Origin of the sequence: Micromonospora sp. NPDC050686 (assembly GCF_040654475.1) — a bacterium.
Lineage (GTDB): Bacteria > Actinomycetota > Actinomycetes > Mycobacteriales > Micromonosporaceae > Micromonospora.
The window spans coordinates 442,442-466,276 of sequence record NZ_JBFAID010000001.1 but is presented as its reverse complement, the minus strand read 5'-3'; the positions used below and the strand labels follow the sequence as shown (position 1 = coordinate 466,276).

The 23,835-nt window shown below is 72.8% G+C and carries 24 protein-coding genes and 1 tRNA gene; 15 read left to right on the top strand and 10 right to left on the bottom strand.

Going from position 1 to position 23,835, the window contains the following annotated elements; all coding sequences use genetic code 11:
* Nucleotides 1–672: 672 nt before the first annotated feature.
* The 3 genes from AB0H57_RS02155 to AB0H57_RS02145 are packed head-to-tail and all read left to right on the top strand — an operon-like array spanning nucleotide 673 to nucleotide 3,655.
* Nucleotides 673–2,241, top strand: coding sequence for a replication initiator (locus AB0H57_RS02155; protein ID WP_357501670.1), 1,569 nt, complete (start codon nucleotides 673–675; stop codon nucleotides 2,239–2,241).
* Nucleotides 2,238–2,435: an excisionase family DNA-binding protein gene (locus AB0H57_RS02150; protein ID WP_089007694.1), complete on the top strand. Its 198-nt coding sequence runs from the start codon at nucleotides 2,238–2,240 to the stop codon at nucleotides 2,433–2,435. Before AB0H57_RS02155 ends, AB0H57_RS02150 begins: the two co-directional genes overlap by 4 nt.
* Complete coding sequence (locus AB0H57_RS02145) at nucleotides 2,435–3,655, top strand: site-specific integrase (RefSeq protein WP_357501668.1); 1,221 nt, start codon at nucleotides 2,435–2,437, stop codon at nucleotides 3,653–3,655. Before AB0H57_RS02150 ends, AB0H57_RS02145 begins: the two co-directional genes overlap by 1 nt.
* Before the next feature lie 38 nt (nucleotides 3,656–3,693).
* Here the strand turns inward: AB0H57_RS02145 and AB0H57_RS02140 are convergent, their stop codons facing one another.
* From AB0H57_RS02140 to AB0H57_RS02130, 3 genes are all read right to left on the bottom strand, one after another.
* The gene (locus tag AB0H57_RS02140; protein ID WP_357501666.1) at nucleotides 3,694–4,296 is read right to left on the bottom strand and encodes a hypothetical protein; all 603 of its coding nucleotides are present in this window, start codon (nucleotides 4,294–4,296) and stop codon (nucleotides 3,694–3,696) included.
* A gap of 134 nt (nucleotides 4,297–4,430) precedes the next feature.
* Nucleotides 4,431–4,502 (bottom strand) — tRNA-Val (locus tag AB0H57_RS02135).
* A 96-nt stretch (nucleotides 4,503–4,598) separates the two neighbouring features.
* Nucleotides 4,599–5,012: a TIGR02611 family protein gene (locus AB0H57_RS02130; protein ID WP_357501664.1), complete on the bottom strand. Its 414-nt coding sequence runs from the start codon at nucleotides 5,010–5,012 to the stop codon at nucleotides 4,599–4,601.
* Nucleotides 5,013–5,585: 573 nt separating this feature from the next.
* Here AB0H57_RS02130 and AB0H57_RS02125 point away from each other — a divergent pair.
* Nucleotides 5,586–6,017: an SsgA family sporulation/cell division regulator gene (locus AB0H57_RS02125; RefSeq protein WP_007457244.1), complete on the top strand. Its 432-nt coding sequence runs from the start codon at nucleotides 5,586–5,588 to the stop codon at nucleotides 6,015–6,017.
* A gap of 84 nt (nucleotides 6,018–6,101) precedes the next feature.
* On the opposite strand, the gene AB0H57_RS02120 is transcribed toward AB0H57_RS02125, so the two are convergent.
* Nucleotides 6,102–6,878, bottom strand: coding sequence for an SDR family oxidoreductase (locus AB0H57_RS02120; RefSeq protein ID WP_357501662.1), 777 nt, complete (start codon nucleotides 6,876–6,878; stop codon nucleotides 6,102–6,104).
* Nucleotides 6,879–7,070: 192 nt separating this feature from the next.
* Between AB0H57_RS02120 and AB0H57_RS02115 the strand changes: the two genes are divergently transcribed.
* The 4 genes from AB0H57_RS02115 to AB0H57_RS02100 all read left to right on the top strand — a co-directional run bounded on the left by AB0H57_RS02115 (nucleotide 7,071) and on the right by AB0H57_RS02100 (nucleotide 9,258).
* Nucleotides 7,071–7,970 carry an AraC family transcriptional regulator gene (locus AB0H57_RS02115; RefSeq protein WP_357501660.1) on the top strand — a complete coding sequence of 300 codons (900 nt, stop codon included), beginning with the start codon at nucleotides 7,071–7,073 and terminating at the stop codon, nucleotides 7,968–7,970.
* Between the two features lie 7 nt (nucleotides 7,971–7,977).
* A complete protein-coding gene (locus AB0H57_RS02110; protein ID WP_357501658.1) occupies nucleotides 7,978–8,433 on the top strand; it encodes an Rrf2 family transcriptional regulator in 456 nt (151 codons plus the stop codon).
* Nucleotides 8,433–8,951 carry a GNAT family N-acetyltransferase gene (locus AB0H57_RS02105; protein WP_357501656.1) on the top strand — a complete coding sequence of 173 codons (519 nt, stop codon included), beginning with the start codon at nucleotides 8,433–8,435 and terminating at the stop codon, nucleotides 8,949–8,951. Before AB0H57_RS02110 ends, AB0H57_RS02105 begins: the two co-directional genes overlap by 1 nt.
* A gap of 127 nt (nucleotides 8,952–9,078) precedes the next feature.
* Complete coding sequence (locus AB0H57_RS02100; protein ID WP_357501654.1) at nucleotides 9,079–9,258, top strand: DUF4236 domain-containing protein; 180 nt, start codon at nucleotides 9,079–9,081, stop codon at nucleotides 9,256–9,258.
* Nucleotides 9,259–9,347: 89 nt separating this feature from the next.
* Here the strand turns inward: AB0H57_RS02100 and AB0H57_RS02095 are convergent, their stop codons facing one another.
* Together AB0H57_RS02095 and AB0H57_RS02090 are read right to left on the bottom strand one after the other, a co-directional pair.
* Entirely contained in the window at nucleotides 9,348–9,938 is a 591-nt protein-coding gene (locus tag AB0H57_RS02095; RefSeq protein ID WP_357501652.1) for a TetR family transcriptional regulator C-terminal domain-containing protein, read from the bottom strand.
* A 13-nt stretch (nucleotides 9,939–9,951) separates the two neighbouring features.
* The gene (locus AB0H57_RS02090; protein WP_357501650.1) at nucleotides 9,952–12,417 is read right to left on the bottom strand and encodes a PEP/pyruvate-binding domain-containing protein; all 2,466 of its coding nucleotides are present in this window, start codon (nucleotides 12,415–12,417) and stop codon (nucleotides 9,952–9,954) included.
* Between the two features lie 153 nt (nucleotides 12,418–12,570).
* On the opposite strand from AB0H57_RS02090, the gene AB0H57_RS02085 reads away from it, so the two are divergent.
* Nucleotides 12,571–13,089, top strand: coding sequence for a potassium channel family protein (locus AB0H57_RS02085; RefSeq protein ID WP_357501648.1), 519 nt, complete (start codon nucleotides 12,571–12,573; stop codon nucleotides 13,087–13,089).
* Here AB0H57_RS02085 and AB0H57_RS02080 read toward each other — a convergent pair.
* The gene (locus AB0H57_RS02080) at nucleotides 13,058–13,957 is read right to left on the bottom strand and encodes a hypothetical protein (RefSeq protein WP_357501646.1); all 900 of its coding nucleotides are present in this window, start codon (nucleotides 13,955–13,957) and stop codon (nucleotides 13,058–13,060) included. The genes AB0H57_RS02085 and AB0H57_RS02080 overlap by 32 nt on opposite strands.
* A 24-nt stretch (nucleotides 13,958–13,981) precedes the next feature.
* Nucleotides 13,982–14,503, bottom strand: a complete 522-nt coding sequence (locus tag AB0H57_RS02075; RefSeq protein ID WP_357501644.1) for a VOC family protein — start codon at nucleotides 14,501–14,503, stop codon at nucleotides 13,982–13,984.
* A 47-nt stretch (nucleotides 14,504–14,550) separates the two neighbouring features.
* Here AB0H57_RS02075 and AB0H57_RS02070 point away from each other — a divergent pair, with 47 nt between their 5' ends.
* From AB0H57_RS02070 to AB0H57_RS02060, 3 genes are all read left to right on the top strand, one after another.
* Nucleotides 14,551–15,015 (top strand): MarR family transcriptional regulator, encoded by a 465-nt coding sequence (locus AB0H57_RS02070; protein WP_357501642.1) that lies wholly within the window; start codon nucleotides 14,551–14,553, stop codon nucleotides 15,013–15,015.
* A gap of 57 nt (nucleotides 15,016–15,072) precedes the next feature.
* Entirely contained in the window at nucleotides 15,073–16,959 is a 1,887-nt protein-coding gene (locus AB0H57_RS02065) for a tetratricopeptide repeat protein (RefSeq protein ID WP_357501640.1), read from the top strand.
* A gap of 241 nt (nucleotides 16,960–17,200) precedes the next feature.
* Nucleotides 17,201–19,420 (top strand): AAA family ATPase, encoded by a 2,220-nt coding sequence (locus tag AB0H57_RS02060; RefSeq protein ID WP_357501731.1) that lies wholly within the window; start codon nucleotides 17,201–17,203, stop codon nucleotides 19,418–19,420.
* A gap of 67 nt (nucleotides 19,421–19,487) precedes the next feature.
* Here the strand turns inward: AB0H57_RS02060 and AB0H57_RS02055 are convergent, their stop codons facing one another.
* Entirely contained in the window at nucleotides 19,488–19,895 is a 408-nt protein-coding gene (locus AB0H57_RS02055; RefSeq protein WP_357501638.1) for a hypothetical protein, read from the bottom strand.
* A gap of 504 nt (nucleotides 19,896–20,399) precedes the next feature.
* Between AB0H57_RS02055 and AB0H57_RS02050 the strand changes: the two genes are divergently transcribed.
* Entirely contained in the window at nucleotides 20,400–20,774 is a 375-nt protein-coding gene (locus AB0H57_RS02050; RefSeq protein ID WP_357501636.1) for a hypothetical protein, read from the top strand.
* 76 nt (nucleotides 20,775–20,850) lie between these two features.
* Here the strand turns inward: AB0H57_RS02050 and AB0H57_RS02045 are convergent, their stop codons facing one another.
* On the bottom strand, nucleotides 20,851–21,852 hold the full coding sequence (locus tag AB0H57_RS02045; protein ID WP_357501634.1) for a sporulation protein: 1,002 nt from the start codon (nucleotides 21,850–21,852) through the stop codon (nucleotides 20,851–20,853).
* Between the two features lie 257 nt (nucleotides 21,853–22,109).
* Here AB0H57_RS02045 and AB0H57_RS02040 point away from each other — a divergent pair, with 257 nt between their 5' ends.
* Both AB0H57_RS02040 and AB0H57_RS02035 read left to right on the top strand, forming a co-directional pair.
* The gene (locus AB0H57_RS02040) at nucleotides 22,110–22,502 is read left to right on the top strand and encodes a YciI family protein (protein WP_357501729.1); all 393 of its coding nucleotides are present in this window, start codon (nucleotides 22,110–22,112) and stop codon (nucleotides 22,500–22,502) included.
* A gap of 3 nt (nucleotides 22,503–22,505) precedes the next feature.
* The gene (locus tag AB0H57_RS02035; RefSeq protein WP_357501727.1) at nucleotides 22,506–23,780 is read left to right on the top strand and encodes a sigma-70 family RNA polymerase sigma factor; all 1,275 of its coding nucleotides are present in this window, start codon (nucleotides 22,506–22,508) and stop codon (nucleotides 23,778–23,780) included.
* The last annotated feature ends 55 nt before the right edge of the window (nucleotides 23,781–23,835 follow it).

Genomic DNA, 23,835 nt, shown 5'->3' with positions numbered 1-23,835 from the left:
CGCCGGGCGTCCTGCGTGGCCGGAACGGAGCGTCAGCGGAGTGCAGGCCGCGCGCCCTGGCGGCGGCGCGTGCGGCCCGTTCAGGGCCGCCTTGATAGATGTACGGAAAGTTCTCCCACACCGGCCGGCAGCCAGGCCGGCAGCCAGCCGCCCCGCCACAGCTTCCAGGTCACGGCGGGTTGACGTGCCGATGCCCGGTGCTATTCTGGCGCTCGTCGAGGACGCCAGCGCGGCCTTCCTGCCGGATCGCTGGACTCGACGTCAGAGATGCCGAGCGGCCTTCTTGCCGCTGATGCGGACCCCGTCCCGCCGGCTCTCAATCGCACCGGCCGCCATGCCGGTCTTCCGAATCCGCTGAGCGGCCCAGCACGGCCTTTCCTGCCGTCCACGATGGCCCGGATTCGCACCTCTCCACGGGTGGGGGCAGCCTGCGGCAACCAAGCCGGATGCCGACATCCCAGGCTCCCCACCCGTGCCGGCCCCACTCATCGGCTCGACGAGCGCGAAAGGACATGACCCATCGGCGGGAAGTGGCACGACCACGAAACCGCCCTCCGGCGTCAGCCGCCCTCTCGGCGGTGCCAGGAGACACGACGAACGCCACCAGCGGACCCACGTCCACGGCTGGTGGTGCTTCGTCTCCCGTCCCTGCCACCCCGTGAGGAGAGAGTCATGTCCACCCCGTTCACCCTGTACCGTCCCGGCCTCGTCGCTGGCCGTGACGCCCAGGCCCTGCATCGCGCCGCCATGCCGGAGTTCTCCGGCTGGCTGGAGCACACCCGCCCCGCTGGCGGCTGCTCCCGTCCGATCCGCCTCACCGGCACCATCGCGGCCGTCGACCGAGACACCGGCCGGATCCTGAACGAGCAGCACACCGACGAACTGCCCGACCGGACGCTCTACAAGGCGTGCGGCAACCGCCGCGAATCGCAGTGCCGAGACTGCTCCTGGGTCTACCAGGGCGACGCCTACCAGGTCGTCCGCTGCGGTCTGACCGGCGGCAAGGGCGTCCCCGCCTCGGTCGGCCGGCATCCGGTCGTCTTTGCCACATTCACCGCCCCGTCGTTCGGCGCGGTCCACCACCGCCACGTCGCACGCCACACCTGCGGCAGCCGGCAACGCTGCGACTGCCGCCCCGCTCCCTGCCGTGCCCGCAGCACCACCGGCACCTGCGCGCATGGGCAGCCCGCGGTGTGCTTCGCCCGCCACGACGCCGACGATCCGCGACTCGGGCAGTCGTTGTGCCTGGACTGCTACGACCACGACCACCAGGTCATCTGGAACTACTTCTCTGGCGAGCTGTGGCGGCGCACCAAGCAGGCCATGGAGCGTCACCTCGCCGCGCTCTGCCGGCGGCGCGGCATTCCCTTCGTTCGGGTCGTCACGGCCTCGGGCAAGGTCCGCTGGGTGCCGCCCGTGCGGGTGTCGCACGGCAAGGTCGCCGAGATGCAACGCAGAGCGGCGGTGCACTTCCATGTCCTGCTGCGCCTCGACGGCGTCGACCCCGACGACCCGGACGCGCTCGTGCCGCCGCCGATCGGCATCACCGTCGACGACCTGGAGGCTGCCGTCCACACCGCCGCCTTTCGGATCACCGTCACCACACCCCCGCACCCCGACCGGCCGCAGGGCTGGCTGGTCGCCTGGGGCGAGCAGGTCGACGTCCGCCGGATCAACAGCGCCGGCGGCGAGCTGACGGACGGCAAGGTGGCCGCCTACCTAGCGAAGTACGCCACCAAGGCCACCGAAGCCACCGGCCATCAGTTCACCCGGCTCACCCCCGCGACGATCGACGACTACGCCGACTCGGAAGGCGACCACCTCGCCCGCCTCATCGACGCCTGCTGGCACCTTGGCCGCACCACCCACACCGACACCGACAGCGGCGCCGCAACTGCCGACGACCGTCAAGCCGGCCTTGACACCAAACTCAACGCCTACGCCGGGCTGCGCCGTTGGGCACACATGCTCGGCTTCGGCGGTCACTTCCTCACCAAGGCCCGCCGCTACTCCGTCACCTTCCGCCTGCTCCGCGACACCCGCGCCACCTACCGCCGCACCGAAGATGACGGAACGGCCGACACCGTGACCGTCGGCGTTCTCAGCTACGCCGGCTCCGGCTGGCTCACCGAAGGTGACGCCCTGCTCGCCAACACGGCTGCTCGTCAGCGACGCGAGAGCAGACGCATCGGCCGGGAAGAACTCGCCCACGAAGCCTGGCTTATCGGGGCCGCCGCATGAGCCATGACCTCACCCCGCGCTGGTACTCCCCGGCCGAGGTCGCCGTTCTCCTCGGCTTCGGCATCTCCAAGGTCAAGATGAAGATCGCCACCGGCGAGCTGCGCTCCATCAAGGACGGCAAGTACCGCCGCATCCTCCCCGAATGGGTCGACGACTACATCCGCGAGCAGGTCGAGCGCCAGGAGGCCGCCTGATGCCCGCACGCGCACGAGCCAACGGCGAAGGCTCGATCTTCCCCTACCGCAACGGCTTCGCCGCCTACGTCTGGGTCACCAAGCCCGACGGCAAGCGCACCCGCAAGTACGTCTACGGCAAGACCCGCGAAGCCGTCCACGACAAGTGGATCAAACTGCACCAGCAGGCGAAGCAGGGGCCGGTGGCGACCAGCGTTCCCACGGTCGACACCTTCCTCACCTACTGGCTCACCGAGATCATCCAGCCAAACCGGGCACCGCTGACCTACGCCACCTACGAGACGTTTGTCCGTCGCTACATCTCCCCCGGCCTCGGCTCCAAGCGGCTCGACCGGCTCCAGTCGCGCGACGTGCAGACCTGGATCAACCAGATCGCCCGCACCTGCCAGTGCTGCGCCCAGGGCAAGGACGCCGCACGCCGGAAGGAGAAGCGCCGTTGCTGCGCCGTCGGTCGCTGCTGCCAGGCCGTCCCGTCGACGCGCACGGTCAGCGACATCCGGGCGGCGCTGCGGGCCGCCCTCACCCACGCCCAGGCCGAAGACCTCATCACCAAGAACCCGGCCGTGCCGGTCACCCTCGCCACGGTCCGCCGCCGCCGCGGCAAGTCGTGGTCGAGCGACGAGGCCCGAAAGTTCCTCGAATCGGCCCGCGCCGACGAGGACTCGCTCTACGCCGCCTACGCCCTGGTCCTCGTCGTCGGTCTACGCAAGGGCGAGGCGCTGGGACTCACTTGGGAGGACGTCGACCTCGACGCCGGAGAGCTGACCGTCGGCCGTCAGCTGCAACGCGTACGTGGGCAGCTCCTCCACCGCGACACCAAGACCCAGGCATCCGACGCCAAACTCCCCCTGCCCGACATCTGCCTGACCGCGCTCAAGCTCCGAAGCGAACAACGCGACGAGGCACGAGCAGCCGCCGGCAACGCCTGGCACGAAACCGACCTCGTATCCACCACCCGCTATGGCACACCGATCGAGCCGCGCAACTTCCAGCGCTCCTGGCAGACCCGGTGCGACAGAGCAGGGGTCCGCCCGATCACCGTCCACGACGCAAGGCGTACCTGTGCCACGCTGCTGGCCGACCTGGACGTCCACCCGAGAGTCGCCATGCAGGTCCTCCGGCACGCCCGCTTCTTCGTAACGATGGAGATCTACACGCAGGTCTCATCGAAGGCGACGCGGGAAGCACTCAGACGCCTTGGCGACTCCCTCGGCCGCTGACTGTTGTCCCCGAACAGCAGCGGTCCCGAGGACGTAGTTCAGCTTTTGCGATTCGGGTCGGTGAGAGCATCCCAGTCGTCAGCGTTCATCGGGAGCGGCGCCCAGTGCGGCAGGTAGAAGGGTCGCCGCGGTGGGTCGGCCACCGTGAACGGCTTGAACTCCGGGTCCGCGATCACCCGGTAGACGAACTCGGCCGTCGACATGTCGAGCTGGTGCCACGGCTCGATGCCGTCCCACCGCGCGACCACAGGCCACCGGTCGGGCTCCACCGAGCGGTCTGCCAGCCAGTAGTATTCCCCCTCGGTCTGATCGCTGCCCCACTGGATCAGCCCCGCCCCCTTGTCCCGCTCGAAAATCTCGTAGGGGGCCCACAACCCCGCGGAGTCAGGCTCGCTTGGCCACTGCGGACAATAGGTCCACGCCCGAAACAGCGGTTCCGCATGATCGTCCGTCGGCCGAAAAAGGTCCAGGTAGGCGTAGAACGCCCCCGGCACGAACCGCCGGCACAGTTCCTTGAAGTCCGTCGGCAGCGCGACGCCCAGCTCCGCTTCCGCCTGCTCCCAGCCGGCACCGTCCTCGGGCTCCTGGTGCCATCCGGTCACGTCGATGATCCGGTCGATCCACGTCAACTGATCATTCACGGCCGGCAAAGTAACAGCACAGGCGGACATTCCCTCGCCTGTCGCCACCCGCCCGCTGACAGTTGCTGTACTTAGCTGCTGTACGACAGCAGAAAGGCCACCTCCCGAAGCCGGGAAGTGGCCTTTGACCTGCGTGGGCGATACTGGGATCGAACCAGTGACCTCTTCGGTGTGAACGAAGCGCTCTCCCGCTGAGCTAATCGCCCGCAGCGACGTTGACTCTACCTGATCGTGCACCCGGACCAAAAACCCGGCCCCCCGAGTCGCGGAGCGCCGGCCGGGACGCCCGACGGAGCCGCGACTCAGTGGGTCGCGAGGTAGTGCAGCGCCCGGGCCACCACGTCGATCCCGAAGCTGTACTTGAGCGACAGCCAGACCACCGCGGCGACGAAGACCAGGCCGGCGGAGCCGAGGGCGAGTCGCACCCCGAGGGATCGGCTGGTGGCCCACCGGGTCCAGGCGTGGACGTTGCGCCGGGTGAAGGTGAGCAGTCGGCGGGCCCAGTGGAACTCGACCGCCCAGATGGCGAGGCCGGCGATGACGATGAGCCAGCCGGGGCCGGGCAGCGGGATGAGCGCGATGCCGACGGTGACCACGAGGGCGCCGGCGATGGCGATGAAGATCTTGAGGGCGATCCGGCCGGTGGGGTTGGCGCGGATCAGGTCGAGGGTGGTCCGCATCCGCAGCCGCCAGCCGGCGCGCGGGGGGTCGGCCACGGCGACCGGGGACGGTGCGGCGGGTGACACGGGGACGGTGGTCCGCCGCGCGGCGGCGGGGCCGCGGCGGCTGTTGGACGCCGGGCCGCGAAGGCCGTTGCCGGGTCCGCGGCGGTTGCCGGGCACGCGTCGGGGACCGCCGCCGGCGGCGCGTCGCGCCCGGCCGGGGTCCGCTGCCCGGCCGTCCCGGTCACCTTGCTCCATCGGCACCTCACGCCCTCAACTTTCGGCTGGTAAAGCCCCACCGTTCGGCTGACTCGCGGCGGGCGCCCGATCCGTTATGGAGCATCTCGCCACCATTTCGCCTGCCAGTGTCCCGCCGGACCGTCACTCCCGCGGACGACTGGACGTTACCGGAGTAAGTCGACGACTGAGGAACCCGACTCCGCGCGGGAACACCCGCTGGGCAGAACCGGAAATCCTAGCAGAAGTTTCACATTCTGACGGGCCTTCCGACCCCCTTCCCACCACTGGGTGAAGTCAGCGTATGGCGGAGCGTAGCCAGGAGCAGCACCTGAGTATGGGAAAAGCGGGACACGCGCGTTCCGCAGCGGTGCCGGGGGGAGAACGTCCATGAGTGTCATCCGACCGACGACCGTAGAGGTCGAGACGTCGCTAAGGCTCGTCGCACCTGACGCCACGGCCTTGCCGGTGCGCGCCAGTCTGCGCTACGACCCTGCTGACCCGTATGCGGTCCATGTCCTGTTCCACGCCGAAAGTGCCGGCGGCGAGGCGGTGAGCTGGTCGTTCGCCCGCGAACTGCTGGTCACCGGGCTCGACGAGCCGGCCGGCATCGGCGACGTGCGGGTCTGGCCGTGGGCCACCCCGCGCGGCGACTTCGTCGCGCTCGCGCTGTCGTCCCCGGACGGCAACGCCCTGTTCGAGGTGCCGCGCAGCGTCCTGGTGCGCTTCCTGCGGCGGACCTACGTCGTCGTCCCGCGCGGCCGCGAGGCCGAGCACCTGGACGTCGACACGGCGGTGAACCGGCTGCTCGCCGGCCGCTGAAAAACCACGCACCACCGGAGCCGCGCGGAGCTGCCGAGCCCGCGCGGCTCCCGCTACCCACCATCGGGTACGCGGACAGCAGGGTCAGCCGTGGGTGGTGATCCCCCCGTCGACCGGGATCACGGCCCCGGTCAGGTACGCCCCGGCCCGCGACGACAGGTAGATCGCGGTGCCCGCCATGTCCTCCGGTCGGCCGATCCGGCCCAGCGGGACCTGCCCCTCGATCGCAGCCCGGGACGCCGGGTCGTCCAGCGCGAACGCCATCATCTTGCTTTCGAACGGCCCCGGCGCGATCGCGTTGACCGTGATCTGCTCGCCGGCGAGCTGGTGGGCCAGGCTCCGGGTCAGCATGTGCACGGCGGCCTTGGTGGCCGAGTAGGCGTACACCTCCATGAACGGCACCCGGAGGCCGTCGATCGAGCCGATGTTGATCACCCGGGCCGGGTCGTCGGCGCTCGCTGCCGCGCGCAGCGCGGGCAGCAGCGCGGTGGTCAACCGGAAGACGGCCTTGACGTTGACCGCCCACAGCTTGTCGAAGGCGCCCTCCGGGTACGACTCCAGCGGCGCGCCCCAGGTGGCCCCGGCGTTGTTGACCAGCACGTCGAGCCGGTCGACCCGCTCCCCCACGGCCGCGGCGAGGCCCTCGGCGCCGGCGTCGGTGCTCAGGTCGGCCGGGATCGCCTCGCAGCTTCCCTCGGCGGAGAGCTGCTCGGCCACCGCCGCGCAGACCTCCGCCTTCCGCGACGAGATGATCACGCGGGCGCCAGCCCGGACGAATCCCTGGGCGATCATCAGGCCGATCCCCCGCGAACCGCCGGTGACCAGGACCGTCTTGCCTTCGACCGAGAACAGCTCCGTCATGCCCATCCCATCGTTCGGCGGGCCGCGGCGCGGCCACCCGCCCCGGACGCTACCGCTGGGTAACGTAGTCCGCCTGTCCCGGCCCGGACAAGCCCCGCGGGGCGACGCCCCGGCACCCGGGTGGCCGGAAACCGGCGACGTTGCTCCCGCCCAGCGTGCGACCTGCCGGAATGCCGGTTAACGTCGAAGTCGATGGTCTCTTCCGGACAGCTCTCCCCGGCCAACCGTACCGACCTCTCCCCCGCCGAGATCGACACCTGCGCGCTCGGCACGCTCCCCGGCGCGCGCGGCTGGCGCCGGCCGATCCTGCTCGACGCCGAGCTGCTGGTGCTGGTCACCGGTGGGCACGGGCACGCCGAGCTGGACTTCCGGTCGCTGCCCTGCCGGCCGGGCACCCTGCTGCGCGCCCGCCCCGGTCAGGCGCTGCGCTGCACCGGCGCGCAGCTCGACGCCACCGTCGTGCGCTGGGCCGGGTCGGCGCTGCACGGCCTGGACGTCGACCCGGACGCCGCGCCCACCGTGCGGCAGCTCGCCGGTGAGGACGAGGACGCGGTGATCAGCGAGGTCGCCCAGCTGACCGAGGACTGCCGCCGGCTGCGGGGCGTGCCGGCCGCGCGGGGACTGCTGCGCCACCAGCTCGCGGTGCTGCTGCATCGGCTCGCCCTGCTCGGCACGGCCGGCGCCGACGCCGAACGCCCCGAGGCGGCCACCTTCCGCCGGTTCTGCCGGGAGGTGGAGGCCGACTACCGGCGCACCCGCCGGGTCGAGGACTACGCTGCCCGGCTCGGCTGCTCGGTGCGTACCCTGACCCGGGCCTGCCTGGCGATGACCGGGCGCAGCGCCAAGCAGGTCATCGACGAGCGGGTGGCGTTGCAGGCCAGCCGGCTGCTTGCCGCGACCGACGAGCCGATCGCCCGGATCGGCCGGCGGCTGGGCTTCCCGGAGCCGACCAACTTCGGCCGGTTCTTCACCCGCGAGATCGGGACGAGCCCCGGGGCGTTCCGGGCGGCGGCCGAGCAGCCCGTCCCCGCGGCCCGGATCGTGCGTCCCCGCCCGCCCGCCGAGTCCAACGGCGGTCCCCGCCAGGCATGATGGCGGGGTGCAGATCTCCGCGCGGGGCGACTACGCGGTGCGGGCGGCGCTGAGCCTGGCCGCCGCGTACCCGGTCCGGATGTCCACCCAGGCCATCGCCGGCGAGCAGGACATGCCGCGCAAGTTCCTCGAGGCGGTCCTGGCCGACCTGCGCCGCGCCGGCATCGTCCGGGCCCAGCGCGGCGCCGAGGGCGGCTACACCCTGGCCCGCCCGCCCCGCGAGGTCACCATCGGCGCGATCCTGCGCGCGGTGGACGGCCCGCTCGCCGAGGTGCGCGGCCTCCGCCCCGAGCAGACCCGGTACGACGGCTCGGCCCAGCACCTGCCCGGGCTGTGGGTGGCGGTGCGCGCCGCGGTCCGCCGGGTGGTCGACGAGGTGAGCCTCGCCGAGATAATCAGTGGCCGGCTCCCCGCGCACGTGCGTAGGTTGACCGCTCTGCCCGACGCCTGGGAGCCACGCTGATGCCCACCCCCACGCTGCACACCGACCGGCTGCTGCTGGAGCCGTACCGGCCCGCCGACGCCGACGACGCGGTCGCCCTGCTCGCCGACCCCGAGGTGGGCCGGTTCATGGGCGACGGGCCGATGAGCGAGCCGGAGGCGGTCGCCCTTTTCGGCCGGCTGTTCAGCAAGGTGTACGCCGACGACCTGTTCGACGTCTGGGCGGTGCGCCGCGACGGCCGCTACGTCGGGCACGCCGAGATCAAGCGGACCGACGACGTCGACGGCCACGAGATCGTGTACGCGCTGGTGCGCGAGGCGTGGGGCGCCGGCCTGGGCAGCGAGATCGCCCGGGCGCTGCTCGCGTACGGCTTCGGCACCCTCGGCCTGCCCACCGTGTACGCCACCGTCGCGGCCGGGAACACCGCGTCCCTGGCCCTGCTGGCCAAGCTCGGCTTCCGGCACGAACGCGACGTCATCGAGGACGACGGCAGCACCACCCGGGTGCTGGCCGTCGACCGCTCCCCCGTGGCCGCCTGAACCCCGCCATCGGCAGCGCTTCACCGCACCGTCCAGTGCGGAGCGAGCAGGTTTCCCGAAAAGCCGTTCCGGGCATGTTCCGGGCCGAGACGGCAGGGCAAGCCAGGGTATGGGAAGGGAGCCCACGATGGGTCTGATGTTCCGCAAGCGCAAGAAGTACGGGCCGCTGGTCCTCAACTTCACCGAGAACGGTCTCTCCTCGTGGACCATCAAGATCGGTCGCTGGTCCTGGAACTCCCGCGCCAAGGCGCACCGGGTGGACCTGCCGGGGCCGCTGTCCTGGAAGCAGGACAAGTCCCGGGCGTGACGTCCCGAGGTCGAGCGGGGCGCCGGTGTTTTCCACCGGCGCCCCGCTCGACGTCTGGGGCCGGATCGGACGGGCGACCGGGGCAGGCGTCAGCCGGGTACCGCCCGGTCAGCTGATCCGCAGATCAGGTCGAGGTGCGCGTCGAGCGCGGCCAGCGCCCGCTCGGCGCTGTAGTGGCCGCCGAGCAGGTAGATCCCCAGCCCTTCCATGAGCGCCAGTAGCCCGGCCGCCAGTTCGTCCCGGTCGGGCCCTTCGATCAGATCAGCGACAAAGGCGAGCAGCTGCGCATTCTCCTCGCGGAGGCTGGCGGCGGCTGCCGGCCGTACCGCGGCGTAGGCGAGAAAGGCCAGGGCTACCCGCCCGTCGGCGCGGGACTCCTCCGTCAACGGGAGGATCGCGGTGATCATCGTACGCAGCAGCAGCCGTCGTGGCGGATCGCCGCCGAGCCGGCTGAGCGCGTCGGTGACCCGGGTCTGGGCCCGGTCGCGCACGACGGTCATCGCGAACGTCATCATCTCGTCCTTGGTGCGGAACCAGTGCTGCACCATCCCCGCCGAGACGCCGGCCTCGTGCGCCACGTGTCGCAGGCTCACCGCCTCCAGGCCCTGACGTGCGGCGACCCGCATCAGCGCGTCGGCGATGAGCGTGCGCCGCTCCTGGCGGTCGACCCTCTTCGGCATGGGTCACATGCTGTCACGCGGTCGGGCGGGTGATCGCCGCCGAGCCGACCGGCGCCGGGGTGGCTCCCAAGGTCGGATCAGCCGGTGTGACGGTTCCGGCCGCGGCGTCCACCGTGATGATCTGCCCGGTGCGGATCTTCCGGGTGGCGGCCGGGACGCAGATGACGGCGGGGATGCCGTACTCCCGGGCCACCGTCGGTCCGTGCGCCATGATCGCCCCGGTCTCGGTCACCAGTGCCGCGGCGGTGAGGAACAGCGGTGTCCAGCCGGGGTCGGTGGTGGGGGCGACCAGGATCTCGCCGGGCTCGACCCGGGCGGTCGCCGGGTCGTGGACGACCCGGGCCGGTCCCGTCGCCGCACCGGCCGCGGCGCCCACACCACGAAGAGCGCCGTCCGGCGCCGGGGCCGGCGGCAGGACCGACTCCACGTCGGTACCGTCGGACAGCACAGCCACCGGGACCGCCTTGCGGCGCAGTTCTCGCCGGTGGACCGCGCGACGGGACAGGACCGTCACGCGGTGGTCGGCGTCGTGCCGCACCGCTGACCATGCGTCGTCGAGAGTCAGGAACATGATGTCGTCGGCCTGGTCCAGCAGGCCCCGGTGCACCAGTTCGGCACCGACGAGGAGCAGCTGACGCCGTATCTCGCGCAGCCGGTACAGGCCGGCGAACTTGCCGGCCTCCCGCAGTCCCGCCAGCATCCGCGCTCGACGCAGGAGATACCCGGCGAGCCGGCCTCGCACGGGCCGGCGACGGCGGGCCCGTACGACGAGCCGGTCCAGGCTGGCCTCGGCGGCGTCCGCAGCGCGCGCGAACCGTACGTCGGGTGCCTGGTCCGGGTCCGTGACCCGGAGACAGTTGGCGATCATGGCGAAGACCGGGGTGGGATCCTCGTCCCAGCGCGGCACCCCGAGATCGACCTCCGCGACGGCGCGGTGGCCGTAATCCTCAAGGAAGGCGGCCAGCCCGATGTCGGGCAGCGTGCCCCGGGCGTACCGGGCCGCCAGCTCGTGCGGCGCCGTGGTCAGCAGCAGTTCGCGATGCTCGTCGGCCCGCCGCGCCAGTCGCCACAGCGCCAGGTCCATCTCGATGGTGACGTTGTGCGGCATGCCGCCCAGCACCACGTTGATCTCGCCGCGGGTCGCCACTCCCTTGAGCAGGTGGGCCGGCAACTCGGCGGCGAGCATGCCCGCGACGGTCGTCCAGGCGATCGCGGCGGAGCTCGCCGAGCCGTCCTGGGCCTGCACGAAGCGGAGCCGTTCGGCTGCGGTGTCCAGGCCGGCCGGAGCGGCCGAGTCGACTCTGAGCCGCTCGACCTCACGGAACACTCGTGCGCGGGCGGCCGCCGGCCGGGCCAGCGCCCGCGCGATCCCGGTCATCGCCTGGACGGCGGTCCGCAGCGCCGCGCCGGTCGCCGGGCGCTTGCCGGTTGCACCGCGAGGCTGGGGTGCGAACCGCGGATCGGCGAGCACTTGCTCCATCACCGCCTGGGCGCGCGGACCGAAATCCACCGCCATCAGCTTGACCAGTCGCTTGCGGGCGGACCTGCTACGCGTCAGGTCGGTCAGGTCGCCGTACAGGCGGCCGCCGATGTCGGTGATCTCCACCGTGAGTCCGAGGGGGGCCAGCATCGCCGCCACCAGCGCCTTCAAGGTGGACATGCCCATCGGGGTGACGGGTTGGAGCATGCCTTGGACGTGACCGAACTCCAGGTAGACACGGGGACTGGGCTTGCCCGTGTCCGGGGGCAGCGGGAAGAGCGTGGTGATCGGGCGCGACTGGAGCAACCACAGCACGCCGTGCCCGTCGATCGCCCATTCCACGTCCTGCGGACATCCGAACTGACGCTGGAGGCGCTCGCCCACGGCGCGCAGCTCGGCCAGTTGCCCCGATGTCAGGCACCCGACCCCGGGCTGCTCCGATCCGTCGAGGAGGTGGTGGTCCGCGACCATGGCACCATCGACCACGGCCGTACCGGGTCCGGGCGCCGCGTCGACCATCATCTCGGTGCGGCAGCCCGTCAACGGATTCGCGGTGAACAACACACCGGCCACGTCGGCCTCGACCATCCGTTGTACGACGACAGCCATGTGAACGGTCTCGTGGTCGACGTCCCGGGCGGCGCGGTAGGCGAGGGCGCGGGGACTGTGCAGCGAGTGCCAGCACTTCTCGATCGCGGTGATCAGGTCAGCGACACCGGTGACGTTCAGCACGGTGTCCTGCTGCCCCGCGAAGCTCGCCTCCGGCAGATCCTCGGCGGTCGCGCTGGACCGGACCGCCACCGGCCCCCCACCGAGGCGCTCGTAGGCATCGGCTATCTCCGCCCGCGGCAGCACGCCGAGCCGGTGCGCCTCGGTGGTCACGCAGAACCCTGCCGGCACACGTTCGCCGTGCCGGATCAGTGCGGCCAGCCCGAGTGCCTTGCCACCCACCAGCTCCACCATGCCGGCGGTGATCTCCGTCAGCGGCAGCACACGCATCTCCGGCCCCATTCATTGCAATGCGACTGCATTGCTTAACACGGTAGCCCCTTCGCAATGCGACTGCAACGTCATCTTTCGATCGAGGAGGTGGCCCACTCGCTTCACGCGTTCCCGCCGGCTGACGACCGTCGGCGGCGCAGAATCGGCGGCATGACCGAGGCGCAGTCGTGGCGACAGGAACGGCGGCGGGCGGTCGCCGCGTGCGCAGTGCTGCTGGCCGCATACTTCCTGGTGCCGTCGGAGCCCGATCCGAACGGGCTGCGGCTGGTGTTGCGCTCGCTCGCCACGCTGCTGCTGGTGGTCGTCGTGGTGGTGCTGGTGACCGGCCGGGTACGCGGGCAGATGGCGGCGGCCCGGCAGGGCGCGACCGCCGAGTTGCACGCGCTGCTCCGGCTGGCCGTCCTGCTGGTCGCCGGGCTGCTCACCTTCGCCCTCGCCGACTACGTGGTGGCGCGCAGCCGGCCGGAGCAGTTCGTCGGCCTGCAGACCCGGGTGGACGCGCTCTACTTCGCGCTGACCACCCTCACCACCGTCGGCTACGGCGACGTGCACGCGCAGGGGCAGATCGCCCGGGTGGTGGTCTGCGTGCAGATGCTGTTCAGCATCGGGGTGATCACCACCGGGGCGTCCATGGTGGTCAAGCAGCTGACAAGCCGCCCCCGGCACTGATCACCACGTCACCGGCGAGCCGGCCGTGCTCCGGCTCCCGCCGGGCCGCGCCGGAGTCGAGCAGGGCGTGCAACGCCCGGGTGGTGTCGGCCACCCGGTAGACGGTCGAGGTCAGCGTGAACCGGCGCAGCTCGGTGACCGTACGCGGGCCGGAGCGGTCCAGCTCGGCGAGGAGTTCCCGGCGCAGCGGCCCGGGCTCGGGGTGCAGCGACACGTCCACCGGCCGGCCCGCCGGGTCGGCGGGGTCGCGGTAGCGGACGCCGGCGAACTCGTCGACCTCCCAGAGCGCGTCCTTGAACGCTTCGAGGCTCTTGTCCAGGCCGGTGGCGTAGCCCACCAGCCAGCTCGGCGAGCCGTCGGCGGGGACCAGTTCCACCTCGGTGACCAACGGGAAGCCGGCGGCGGCCAGGGCCGGGCGCGGCGCGGCCGGGGCGGGCGTGGCGAGCAGCAGCTCGGCCGGGCGGCCGGCCGCCACCGCGGCCAGCACGGCCGGGTCGGGGGCGGCGCCGTGCACCACGGCCAGCAGCGGCGCACCCGCCGCGCCGGCCGCCTTCAGCGCCACCGGCAGCCGGCTCGGGTCGCCGGGCACCACGTGCACCGCGACGTCACCGGGCAGGGTGGCCTCTACCGGGCCGAGCCGGGCCGGCAGCCGCTCGTCGCCGCCGGCCAGCACCAGCACGGTCAGCCGCCGGCCGCGCAGCCGGTCGGCGAACTCCCCCACCACCCGCAGGGCGTCCTGCGCGCCGCCGGCGTCGGTGCCCGCGTACGCGAGGGCGAGGGTGGCCCGCCGGGAGCGGCGCAGCGCCCCGGGCAGCCAGGCGTCGAGCTGTCGGACGAGCAGCTCGCGGAGCACGGCGTCGATCGGCATCCTGCCGTTCTACCGCACCGGCGGTCAGGCCGGTACGGAGATCCCCACCCCGCCGCGGGTCTGGCCGCCGTAGCGCTGCCGCTCGTGGTCCAGGTCGAGCCGGCCGATGCGCTTGCGGGCGGCCAGTGCGGCGTCGTCGAGCAGGTCGGCCGGGACGATCCAGACGATCTCGAACTCCAGACCGTCCGGGTCCTGCCCGTACAGGCTCTTGGTGGTGCCGTGGTCGGAGGTGCCGACCAGCGCGCCGGCCGCGGCGAGCCGCTCGGCGGTGGCCGCCAGCTCGTCGAGGGTGTCCAGCTCCCAGGCCAGGTGGTAGAGCCCGACAGTGGACCGGCCGGCCGGCGAGCGGCCCGCCCCGGCACCGACCTCGAACAGGCCGAGGTCGTGGTCGTTGGTGGAATCGGGCGCCTGGAGGAAGGCGGCGCCACGGAAGCCGTCCGGGGTCATCGGCACCCGGCGGAAGCCGAGCACGTCCCGGTAGAAGGCGACGCTGCGCTCCAGGTCGCTGACGTAGAGAACGGCGTGGTTGAGGCGGTGGATTCCCATGACCACCACGGTAGCGCGCTTTAGTTGAGTCTTCAACTAAAGCGGCTATGCTGACGGTCATGACCCGCTGGCTGGATCCCGACGAGCAGCAGACCTGGCGAGCCTTCCTGACCGCCTCCCGGGGCCTGATGGAGACCCTGGACCGCGAACTGCAACGGGACGCGGGCATGCCGCACGCGTACTACGAGATCCTGGTGCGGCTCTCCGAGGCGCCCAACCGGGCCCTGCGGATGAGCGAGCTGGCCGACGCCGCCGGCTCCTCGCGGAGCCGACTGTCGCACGCGGCGACCCGGCTGGAGGCCGCCGGCTGGATCCGGCGCGAGGACTGCCCGACCGACCGGCGTGGCCAGATCGCCGTCCTCACCGACGAGGGCCTCACCGCGCTGCGGGCCGCCGCACCCGGCCACGTGGCGGGGGTACGCCGGCATCTGTTCGACCAGCTCAGCCCGGCCCAGGTGGACCAGTTGCGCCGGATCAGCGAGGCACTCGCCGATCACCTGACCGGTTCTTGACCAAACCGGGCGGGTCCAGGGGTTGTACATACCGTCGTCGGCTGAGCACGATGGGGCGTGCCTTCCCGCCTCGGTGAACTGACCCGCCAGGCCCACCAGTTGGTGGCCGACGGCGACCTGGCCGGCGCTCGGCAGTTGCTCTCCGACGCGCTGGCCGACGCCGATCCCCGCCCCGCCAACGCCACCGCCGAGCTGGCCGAGGCGACCGGGTTGCAGGCCAAGGTGCTGATCGCCCTCGGCGAGGCGCACTCGGCCCGGGGGTGGGCCGCGTTCACCCACGCCGCCGCCACCCGGCTCTACGGGCGCTCCGACGAGCGCAGCATCACCGCCGCGGCCACCCTCGCCGCCGTGCTGCACCGGGTCGGCAGCGACACCCGCGCCGCGCGGCTCTATTCCGACGTGATCCTGGAGCTCACCGCCCGGGACGGCCCGGAATCGCCGCGGGTGCTCGCCGCGCACGCCGACCTGGCCACCGTGGAGTACGCGCGGGGCCAGTGCGCGCTGGCCCGGGACCGGCTGCTGGACGCCTGGGAACTGCACCGGGAGGTCTACGGCGACGAGCATCCCAGCGGCATCAAGATGCTCGCCCGGCTCGGCCGGATGCAGCGCGACTGCGGCCGGCTCGCCGAGGCGCGGCAGAGCTTCGCGCTGGCCGAGGAGCTGGCCCGGCAGCACCTGGGCCCCGACGACCCGCTCACCGCCCAGGTGGCGGCGGTGTCCCGGGCGGCGCCCGACGCGATCCACGTCTGCGCCGACGACGTCCCACCCCCGCCGCCGGAGGGCCGGGTGGTGCCGGCCGCCCGGGTGCCGCCGGCGGCCGAGGGATCGCCCGAGCCACCGGCCGGCGAGCCGGACCGGCTCACCCACCACCCGATGGCGCCGGACCCACTCGCGCCCGACCCGGCCGACCGCGCCCCGTCCGGCCGGGCGGCGTCGCAGTCACCACCCCACCCGTTCGGGTACGCGCCCGATTCCACACCCGACCCGTTCGGGTACGCGCCAGGCCCGACGCCCGACCCGTTCGGAGACCCGCCCAACCCGTTCGGATACGCGTCCGAGCCAACGCCCGAGCCGTTCGGATACGCGTCCGAGCCAACGCCCGAGCCGTTCGGATACGCGTCCGAGCCAACGCCCGAGCCGTTCGGAGACCGGCCCGGGCCGACGCCCGATCCCGTCGGGCCCGCGTCCGCGCCGGTCTGGTCGGACGCCTCGGCGTGCCCTCCGGCGGCCACGCCGCACCCCAGCGTGCCCACCCCGCGTACGCCGCCCGACACCGACCCGGTCGAGCCGTTCGACGACGGCTGGTGGCCGCCGGACGAACTCGCCGATCCGACCGGCGGACGGGCCGCGCCACCGCCCGGGGAGCCCTTCCGCAGCGGCGGCCTGGACGACCCGCCCGGGGTGCGTACGGTCCGCTCGTACGACGAGCCCCAGCCGCCGTCGAGCCTGCTGCCGGTGCTCCCCCGGCCACCCGAACCGCCGCCGCCGGCGCGCAACCGGATGCTGCCGCTGGTGGTCGGCGGGGTGGTCGTGGTGCTGCTGGGCGCCGCGGCGGTGATCGCCGGGGTCTCCCGGTTCGATGCGTCCGGCGACACCCCGCCACCCCCGCCGCGCACCTCCCCGGCCGCCCCGTCGACGGCACCCGCCGCCACGCCCCGCGCCGCCGCCTCGCCCGGCACCCCGCCCACCAAGGTGACCCTGCGCGACCGGCGGGACAACATCGCCCTCGACTGGACGTACCCGGCCGGTGGCGAGGGGCCGGTGCTGATCTCCGCCGCCCGGGCCGGGCAGCAGCCGAACATCATCGAGCGGCTGCCGGCCGGGACGGAAAGCTTCATTGTCTACGGCCTGGACCGGGTCAACGACTTCTGCTTCACCGTCGCCGTGGTCTGGTCGACCGACACCGTGGCCACCGCCCGCCCCGTCTGCACCCGGCGCCGCTGATCCTGACCTCGGCCCTTGGCGAGGGTGGGCGGGCCGGGAGGAGGTGACGTGCGCCCGGTTGGGTGGCCCGGACACGCGGCGGAGAGGTATCTTTTCCCGTTCGGGAAACAAAAAAGAACGGCCAAAGGCCGTTCGTCGCAATGATTCTAGCCAATGAGGAGACGGCTTGTCAAGGCAGTCCGGCGCTTCCGGGGACCAGGCCGACGCGGACGAGATCGGCCGCGAGCAGGAGTACGTCTCGATGCTCTACGACCGGCTGGACGGGCTGCGTGAGCAGGCCGCCCACCGGCTCTCCGACGAGCTGCGCACCACGGGGGGCACCCAGCAGGCCCGCTCCCAGCGCGACTCGGCCGTGGGCATGTACGCCGACCAGGTCGAGCAGTACTCCGCGGTGGAGAACGGCCTGTGCTTCGGCCGGCTCGACGACTCCGACGGCGCCCGGCGCTACATCGGCCGGATCGGGATCTTCGACACCTCGGGCGACTACGACCCGCTGCTGATGGACTGGCGGGCCCCCGCCGCCCGGGCGTTCTACCTCGCCACCGCCGCCAACCCGCACGGTGTACGACGCCGGCGGCACCTGCGCACCCGGGAGCGGAAGGTCACCGGGCTCAACGACGAGGTGCTGGACATCGCCACCGCCTCCCCCACCGCCCACGAGGAGCTGACCGGTGAGGCGTCGCTGCTGGCCGCGCTCAACGCCGGGCGTACCGGGCGGATGCGCGACATCGTCGAGACCATCCAGGCCGAACAGGACCAGATCATCCGGGCCGACCTGCCCGGGGTGATGGTGGTGCAGGGCGGCCCGGGCACCGGCAAGACGGCGGTGGCGCTGCACCGGGCGGCGTACCTGCTCTACACCCACCGGCGGGAACTCTCCACCCGCGGCGTGCTGCTGGTCGGCCCGAACGCCACCTTCCTGCGCTACATCTCCCAGGTGCTGCCGACGCTGGCCGAGACCGGCGTGCTGCTGCGTACCCAGGCCGACCTGTTCCCCGGCGTCACCGCGCGGCGCGCCGAGTCCGCCGAAGCGGCGGCGGTCAAGGGCCGCGCGGAGCTGGCCGACGTGCTCGCCGCGGCCGTGCGGGACCGGCAGTGGGTGCCCGCCGAGCCGCTGGAGATCGAACTGCCGCAGCACGAGATCCTCCAACTCGACCCGGCGACCGTGCGGGCGGCCCGGGACCGGGCCCGCCGCTCCGGCCGGCCGCACAACCTGGCCCGGGCGCTGTTCGACGTCGAGATCGTGCACGCCCTCGCCAACCAGGTCGCCGAGCGGATCGGCGCCGACCCGCTCGGCGGGGAGAACCTGCTGGAGGAGGCCGACCGCGCGGAGATCCGCCGGGAGCTGCGCGACGACCCCGAGGTACGGGCCGCGCTCGACGAGCTGTGGCCGGTGCTCACCCCGCAGCGGCTGCTCGCCGACCTGTACGCCTCCACCGACCGGCTCGCCGCCGCCGCGCCGATGCTCGCCGACGCCGAGCGGGCCCTGCTGCACCGCGAGCCCGGCGGCTGGACGCCGGCCGACGTGCCGCTGCTCGACGAGGCCGCCGAGCTGCTCGGCGAGGACGAGCGCGCCGCGGCGGCCCGCCGGGAGCGGATCCGCGCGCTGGAACGCGAGTACGCCGAGGGCGTGCTGGAGATCTGGCGGGGTTCCCGCTCGATCGACGTAGAGGACGAGGCCGAAGGCGGTGAGATCCTCGGCGTCACCGACCTGCTCGACGCCGACCGGCTGTCGGAACGGCAGGAGGAGTCCGACCGGCTGACCACCGCCCAGCGGGCCGCCGCCGACCGGAACTGGGCGTTCGGTCACGTCATCGTCGACGAGGCGCAGGAGCTGTCGCCGATGGCGTGGCGGCTGCTGATGCGCCGCTGCCCCAGCCGGTCGATGACCATCGTCGGGGACGTCGCGCAGACCGGGGCGCTCAGCGGCACCCCGTCCTGGGCGGAGGCGCTGGAGCCGTACGTGGCGAAGCGCTGGCGGCTGGCCGAGCTGACCGTCAGCTACCGAACCCCGTCGGAGGTGATGGCGGTCGCCGCCGAGGTGCTCGCCGGGATCGACCCGGGACTGCGCCCGCCCCGCTCGGTACGCGCCAGCGGCGTACCCCCGTGGGACCGGACGGTCGAGAGCGCGCGGCTGGCCGCGGAACTGGTCGAGGCGACCGCCCGGGAGGCCGGCGGGCTGGCCGACGGCCGGCTCGGCGTGATCGTGCCCGCCGGCCGGGTCGACGAGCTGGGCGCGGCGGTGCTGGCCGCGCTGCCCGAAGCGGCCGTCGGCGAGCAGCCGGAGCTGGCGAACCGGGTGGTGGTGCTCACTGTCGCGCAGGCCAAGGGGCTGGAGTTCGACAGCGTCCTGATCGCCGACCCGGACGGCATCGTGGCCGAGTCGCCGCGCGGGCGCAGCGACCTCTACGTCGCGCTCACCCGCGCCACCCAGCGCCTCGGCCTCCTCCGCCCGGCGTGAGTTGGTCGGTTGGTGGTTAGGCGGGCCCCTTATTAACAGACTGTCAATAAGGGGCCCCATCAATCACCTATTCGTTGGTGAAGTTGCCGACCTGGCTGGCCGAGGAGGACTGGTCGCTGGTCGACCCGCCGGCCGGGGTGCTCAGGCCCCCGGTGGTGGCGTCGCCGGTGGTGGTCGGGGCGACCACACCGCGGTGCCGCTCCGGCTGGCGGGCCAACCGGCGGACGCTCGCCGGGCCGGCCGTGCCACCCGTCGTGGTCACCGCGCCCTGGCCCCGGGTCGGGCCGCCGTCGCGCAGCACCTCCGGGTCGATCGGCACGTCGGCCGGGTCGCCCGGGTCCTCGTCCTGGATCACCCGCGTCACGTCGGTACGCGGCACGGTAACCTCGTCGAGCGCGCCCTCGCCGTAGACGCCGGCGGTCAGCCGCTCCTCGGCGTGTCGGGCCGACTCGCGCATCCTGTCGTCGTCACGCATATCCTCATCACCTCACAGACGCTGGCGGTAACCCCCTGCCTGCCCGCTCACGGCGCGGCCAAACGACTCCACCGGCAGGCGTCCACCCCAGTTCACCCGCCGGCCGTCCACCGGCCGCCTCGGCAGGGTGACCGACCCGGGCTGCGGCAGAACCGGGCATACTTCCACGGACCGGACGTGGGCACCCTCCAGGACCGGTACCGGCTGACCGTGGTGCCGTACACCGTGAACGACCCGGCGGTGCTGTAGCGGGTCATCGACCTCGGGGTCGACGGCCTGATCACCGACGACCCGGACCTGCTGGTGGCGGTAGCCGTGCGCAACGGCCTGCGCTCAGCGGGCCCCGGCCGGAGGTGCACCGATTCGTCGGCGACCCGGTGTTACCTCCTCGGGGGCCCCGGGTAGACCCGGTGTGCCCCGCCACAGAAGGCGAATCGTGCCGTGGCCGATACGCGGCAGCGAGGCGAGGGAATGCAGGTACTCATCAAATCCGAGGAGGACCAGATGAGCACGCAGGCTGCGTCCACCAGGCCGACCAACCGGCCGATGCAGGAGACCAACCGGGCGGCGATGCGCGAGGCACCCACCCAGCCGATGGCCCCGATGGGGGACGGTTATCGGGAGCGGATGCCGGCACCCGGCACCGAGACCAAGCCGTCGCTCGCGACCACCGAGTTCTGGGTGTACGCCGCCGCCGTGGCGGTCGTGGTGATCGCCGCGTTCTGGAAGGGCACCACCGCCAACGGGCTGAACATCAACAACCCGAACCAGGCCTGGTGGTTCCTCACCGTACTGACCGGCGCGTACCTGGTGAGCCGGGGTCTGTCGAAGGCGGGCAGCAACTGGCGCAGCGGCAGGGAGCGCAGCGGCCGGCACTGACGCCGGCACCTAGCGCCACATAGGACGGCGGTGGTTCCCGGGGTACGCCCCGGAGACCACCGCCGTCGCCGTGCCGCTATTCCTCGAAGCCGCCGAAGTCGTCCCCGCCCTCGTCGTCGCCGCCGAACGCGTCCCCGATCATCTCGCCGGCCATCATGCCGCCGACCGCGCCGAGCGCCGCCCCGGCGACCACGCCGCCCATCCCCACGCCGCGACGCCCGTGCCCGTGCTGCGGGCCGTAACCGTGCTGCGGGCCGTAGCCGGGCTGGGCGCCGTAGCCGCCGAACTGGGCGCGCAGGCTGCCGTAGCGGGAGGTCGTCTCCCGCAGCCAGCCGTCCACCAACTGCGCGAAGTCGACCCGGTCGGCGTCGGTGTGCGCCACGCTGTACCGCCCGAACACGTCGTGCCCGGCGCTGAGGAAGCCGCCGCGCTTGTCGCATTCGAGGATGACCTCGACGCCCTGCGGATTGGTGACGAAGGTCAGCTCGACCTCGGTGATGGCCTGCGCGTACTGCGGCGCGGCGAAGAACTCGATCTCCTGGTAGAAGGGGAGCGTCTGCTGCACCCCGCGGATGTGGCCGCGCTCCAGGTCGGCGTTCTTGAACCGGAAGCCGAGCCGCTGGAAGGCCTCCAGGATCCGCTCGTGCACCGGCAGCGGGTGCACCGCGACGTGGTCCAGGTCGCCCTTGTCGACCGCCCGGGCGATGGACAGCTCCGTCCGCAGGCCCATGGTCATGCCGTGCAGCCGCTGGCCGTAGACGTCGGTGATCGGCGTCTCCCACGGCACCGGGAGCTGGAACGGGATAGCGAGCTGCTGCTTCGGGGCGAGCTGGAGCGGGCCGCCGACCGGCATCCGGTGGAACTCCATGGTGCCGGCGTAGTCGTGGTCGCCGCCCTCCACCTCGACCCGGGTGACCAGGCCGACGCTGATCCGCTCGATGTTGGCCGGGGCGTCGCCGCCGACCAGGTTGACCTGGCCCTCTAGGGCGAGGCCGGGGCGGGTGTTCGGGTTGGTCAGGACCGTGTCGACGCTCGGACCCCCGACCCCGAACGCGCTCAACATCTTCTTGAAGACCATCGGAACTCCCCGGACGCATCGGCGCGCTCCACCATGGAGCACGGACGGTTACGCAGGGCACCCTAACCGGTACCGCTGTGAGGTGGCTGTGAGCGGCGCGCCGCGTCGTCGCGAGGCCGGCGGCGGCTGATCGCGGCGTCGCGGAAATTCTTGGAATCATCTCCGGGCGGATGTCGAGAACGGGCGTGTCGGCTGCTACCGGAGGGTGGAAGCGCCGAGAATCGGTGCTCGGACGTGAGGAGCCAACCGTGAAGTACATGCTGCTGATGCAGTTCAGCGCCGTCGGGACCGACTTCCCGCCGATCGAGACGTGGACGCCGGAGGAGATCCGGGCGCACATCGGCTTCATGGGCGAGGTCAACGAGAAGCTCGCCGCCGCCGGGGAGCTGGTGCAGGCGGAGGGGCTGGGCGGCCCGCACCAGGCCCGGATCGTCCGGGCCGGCGAGGGGGGCGCGCCGGTGGTCACCGAGGGGCCGTTCGCCGAAACCAAGGAGTTCCTGGCCGGCTGGTGGATCGTCGACTGCGAGGACGTCGAGCGGGCGGTGCGGATCGCCGCGCACATCTCCACCGCCCCCGGGCCGGGCGGCCGGCCGCTGAACATGCCGATCGAGGTGCACCCGGTGATGTCCGCCCCACCGCAGGAGATGTGACCGCTGGACCTACCGGACCGGACCGTCGAGGACCTGCTGCGCGAGCTGGCGCCGCAGGTCATCGGCGTGCTCAGCCGCCGCTTCGGTGACTTCGCCACGGCCGAGGACGCCGTGCAGGAGGCGCTGCTGGCGGCGGCCACCCAGTGGCCGGACGAGGGGCTGCCGGACAACCCGCGCGGCTGGCTGATCCAGGTCGCGTACCGCCGGATGATCGAGCTGGTCCGCGCCGAGACGGCGCGGCGGGACCGGGAGGAACGCGCGGCCCGGCGCGAGCCCGGGGACCGGCGGGCCGCGCCGGCGGCCGACGAACCGCCCGCCGACCGGGACGACACGCTGACGTTGCTCTTCCTCTGCTGTCACCCGTCGTTGACGACCCCGTCTGCGATCGCGTTGACCCTGCGCGCGGTCGGCGGGCTGAGCACCGCCGAGATCGCCCGGGCGTTCCTGGTGCCCGAGGCCACCATGGCGCAGCGGATCAGCCGGGCCAAGCAACGAATCCGCGACTCCGGGCTGCCGTTCCGGCTGCCCGAGCCGGCCGACCGGGCGGCCCGGCTCTCCGCCGTGCTGCACGTGCTCTATTTGATCTTCACCGAGGGCCACACCGCGAGCCTCGGCGCCGACCTGCGCCGGGTCGACCTCGCCGAGGAGGCGATCCGGCTGGCCCGGGAGATGCACCGGCTGCTGCCCGACGACAGCGAGGTGGCCGGGCTGCTCGCGCTGATGCTGCTCACCGACGCCCGCGCCGACGCTCGTACCGGCCCGTCCGGAGAGCTCATCCCGCTGGCCGAGCAGGATCGCTCCCGCTGGGACCCGGCCGCGATCGCCGAGGGAACGGCGCTGGTCACCACCGCGATGGCCCGGGGGCCGGTCGGGCCGTACCAGCTCCAGGCGGCCGTCGCCGCGCTGCACGACGAGGCGCCGAGCGCGGCGGCCACCGACTGGCCGCAGATCCTCGCGCTGTACGGGGTGCTGGAGCGGCTCACCGGCAGCCCGGTGGTGGCGCTCAACCGGGCGGTGGCGACCGCCATGGTGCACGGCCCGGCCGCCGGCCTGGACGCGCTCGCCGCGCCGGCCGCCGACCCCCGGCTGGCCGGCTCCCATCGGCTCGACGCCGCCCGCGCCCACCTGCACGAGATGGCCGGCGACCGGGACGCCGCGGTGGCGCACTACCGCTCCGCCGCCGCCCACACCACCAGCCGCCGAGAGCAGGAATACCTGCTGATGCGCGCCGCCCGCCTAGCCACCGCCCCACCCAACCCCCCGCCCCCACCCCGGTGATCAAGGAGTTTGCGTCGGCGTCGGCGTTCCGACGCAAACTCCTTGATCAGGCAGT

Coding starts and splice junctions, on each gene's coding strand:
- AB0H57_RS02055 (WP_357501638.1), bottom strand. CDS start 19,895: ATGCGTGACGACGACAGGATGCGCGAGTCGGCCCGACACGCCGAGGAG.
- AB0H57_RS02120 (WP_357501662.1), bottom strand. CDS start 6,878: ATGACGGAGCTGTTCTCGGTCGAAGGCAAGACGGTCCTGGTCACCGGC.
- AB0H57_RS02090 (WP_357501650.1), bottom strand. CDS start 12,417: ATGCGTGTGCTGCCGCTGACGGAGATCACCGCCGGCATGGTGGAGCTG.
- AB0H57_RS02075 (WP_357501644.1), bottom strand. CDS start 14,503: ATGGGAATCCACCGCCTCAACCACGCCGTTCTCTACGTCAGCGACCTG.
- AB0H57_RS02115 (WP_357501660.1), top strand. CDS start 7,071: ATGGTCTCTTCCGGACAGCTCTCCCCGGCCAACCGTACCGACCTCTCC.
- AB0H57_RS02040 (WP_357501729.1), top strand. CDS start 22,110: ATGCTGCTGATGCAGTTCAGCGCCGTCGGGACCGACTTCCCGCCGATC.
- AB0H57_RS02060 (WP_357501731.1), top strand. CDS start 17,201: ATGCTCTACGACCGGCTGGACGGGCTGCGTGAGCAGGCCGCCCACCGG.
- AB0H57_RS02095 (WP_357501652.1), bottom strand. CDS start 9,938: ATGCCGAAGAGGGTCGACCGCCAGGAGCGGCGCACGCTCATCGCCGAC.
- AB0H57_RS02085 (WP_357501648.1), top strand. CDS start 12,571: ATGACCGAGGCGCAGTCGTGGCGACAGGAACGGCGGCGGGCGGTCGCC.
- AB0H57_RS02155 (WP_357501670.1), top strand. CDS start 673: ATGTCCACCCCGTTCACCCTGTACCGTCCCGGCCTCGTCGCTGGCCGT.
- AB0H57_RS02050 (WP_357501636.1), top strand. CDS start 20,400: ATGAGCACGCAGGCTGCGTCCACCAGGCCGACCAACCGGCCGATGCAG.
- AB0H57_RS02105 (WP_357501656.1), top strand. CDS start 8,433: ATGCCCACCCCCACGCTGCACACCGACCGGCTGCTGCTGGAGCCGTAC.
- AB0H57_RS02125 (WP_007457244.1), top strand. CDS start 5,586: ATGAGTGTCATCCGACCGACGACCGTAGAGGTCGAGACGTCGCTAAGG.
- AB0H57_RS02100 (WP_357501654.1), top strand. CDS start 9,079: ATGGGTCTGATGTTCCGCAAGCGCAAGAAGTACGGGCCGCTGGTCCTC.
- AB0H57_RS02070 (WP_357501642.1), top strand. CDS start 14,551: ATGCTGACGGTCATGACCCGCTGGCTGGATCCCGACGAGCAGCAGACC.
- AB0H57_RS02045 (WP_357501634.1), bottom strand. CDS start 21,852: ATGGTCTTCAAGAAGATGTTGAGCGCGTTCGGGGTCGGGGGTCCGAGC.
- AB0H57_RS02145 (WP_357501668.1), top strand. CDS start 2,435: ATGCCCGCACGCGCACGAGCCAACGGCGAAGGCTCGATCTTCCCCTAC.
- AB0H57_RS02080 (WP_357501646.1), bottom strand. CDS start 13,957: ATGCCGATCGACGCCGTGCTCCGCGAGCTGCTCGTCCGACAGCTCGAC.
- AB0H57_RS02150 (WP_089007694.1), top strand. CDS start 2,238: ATGAGCCATGACCTCACCCCGCGCTGGTACTCCCCGGCCGAGGTCGCC.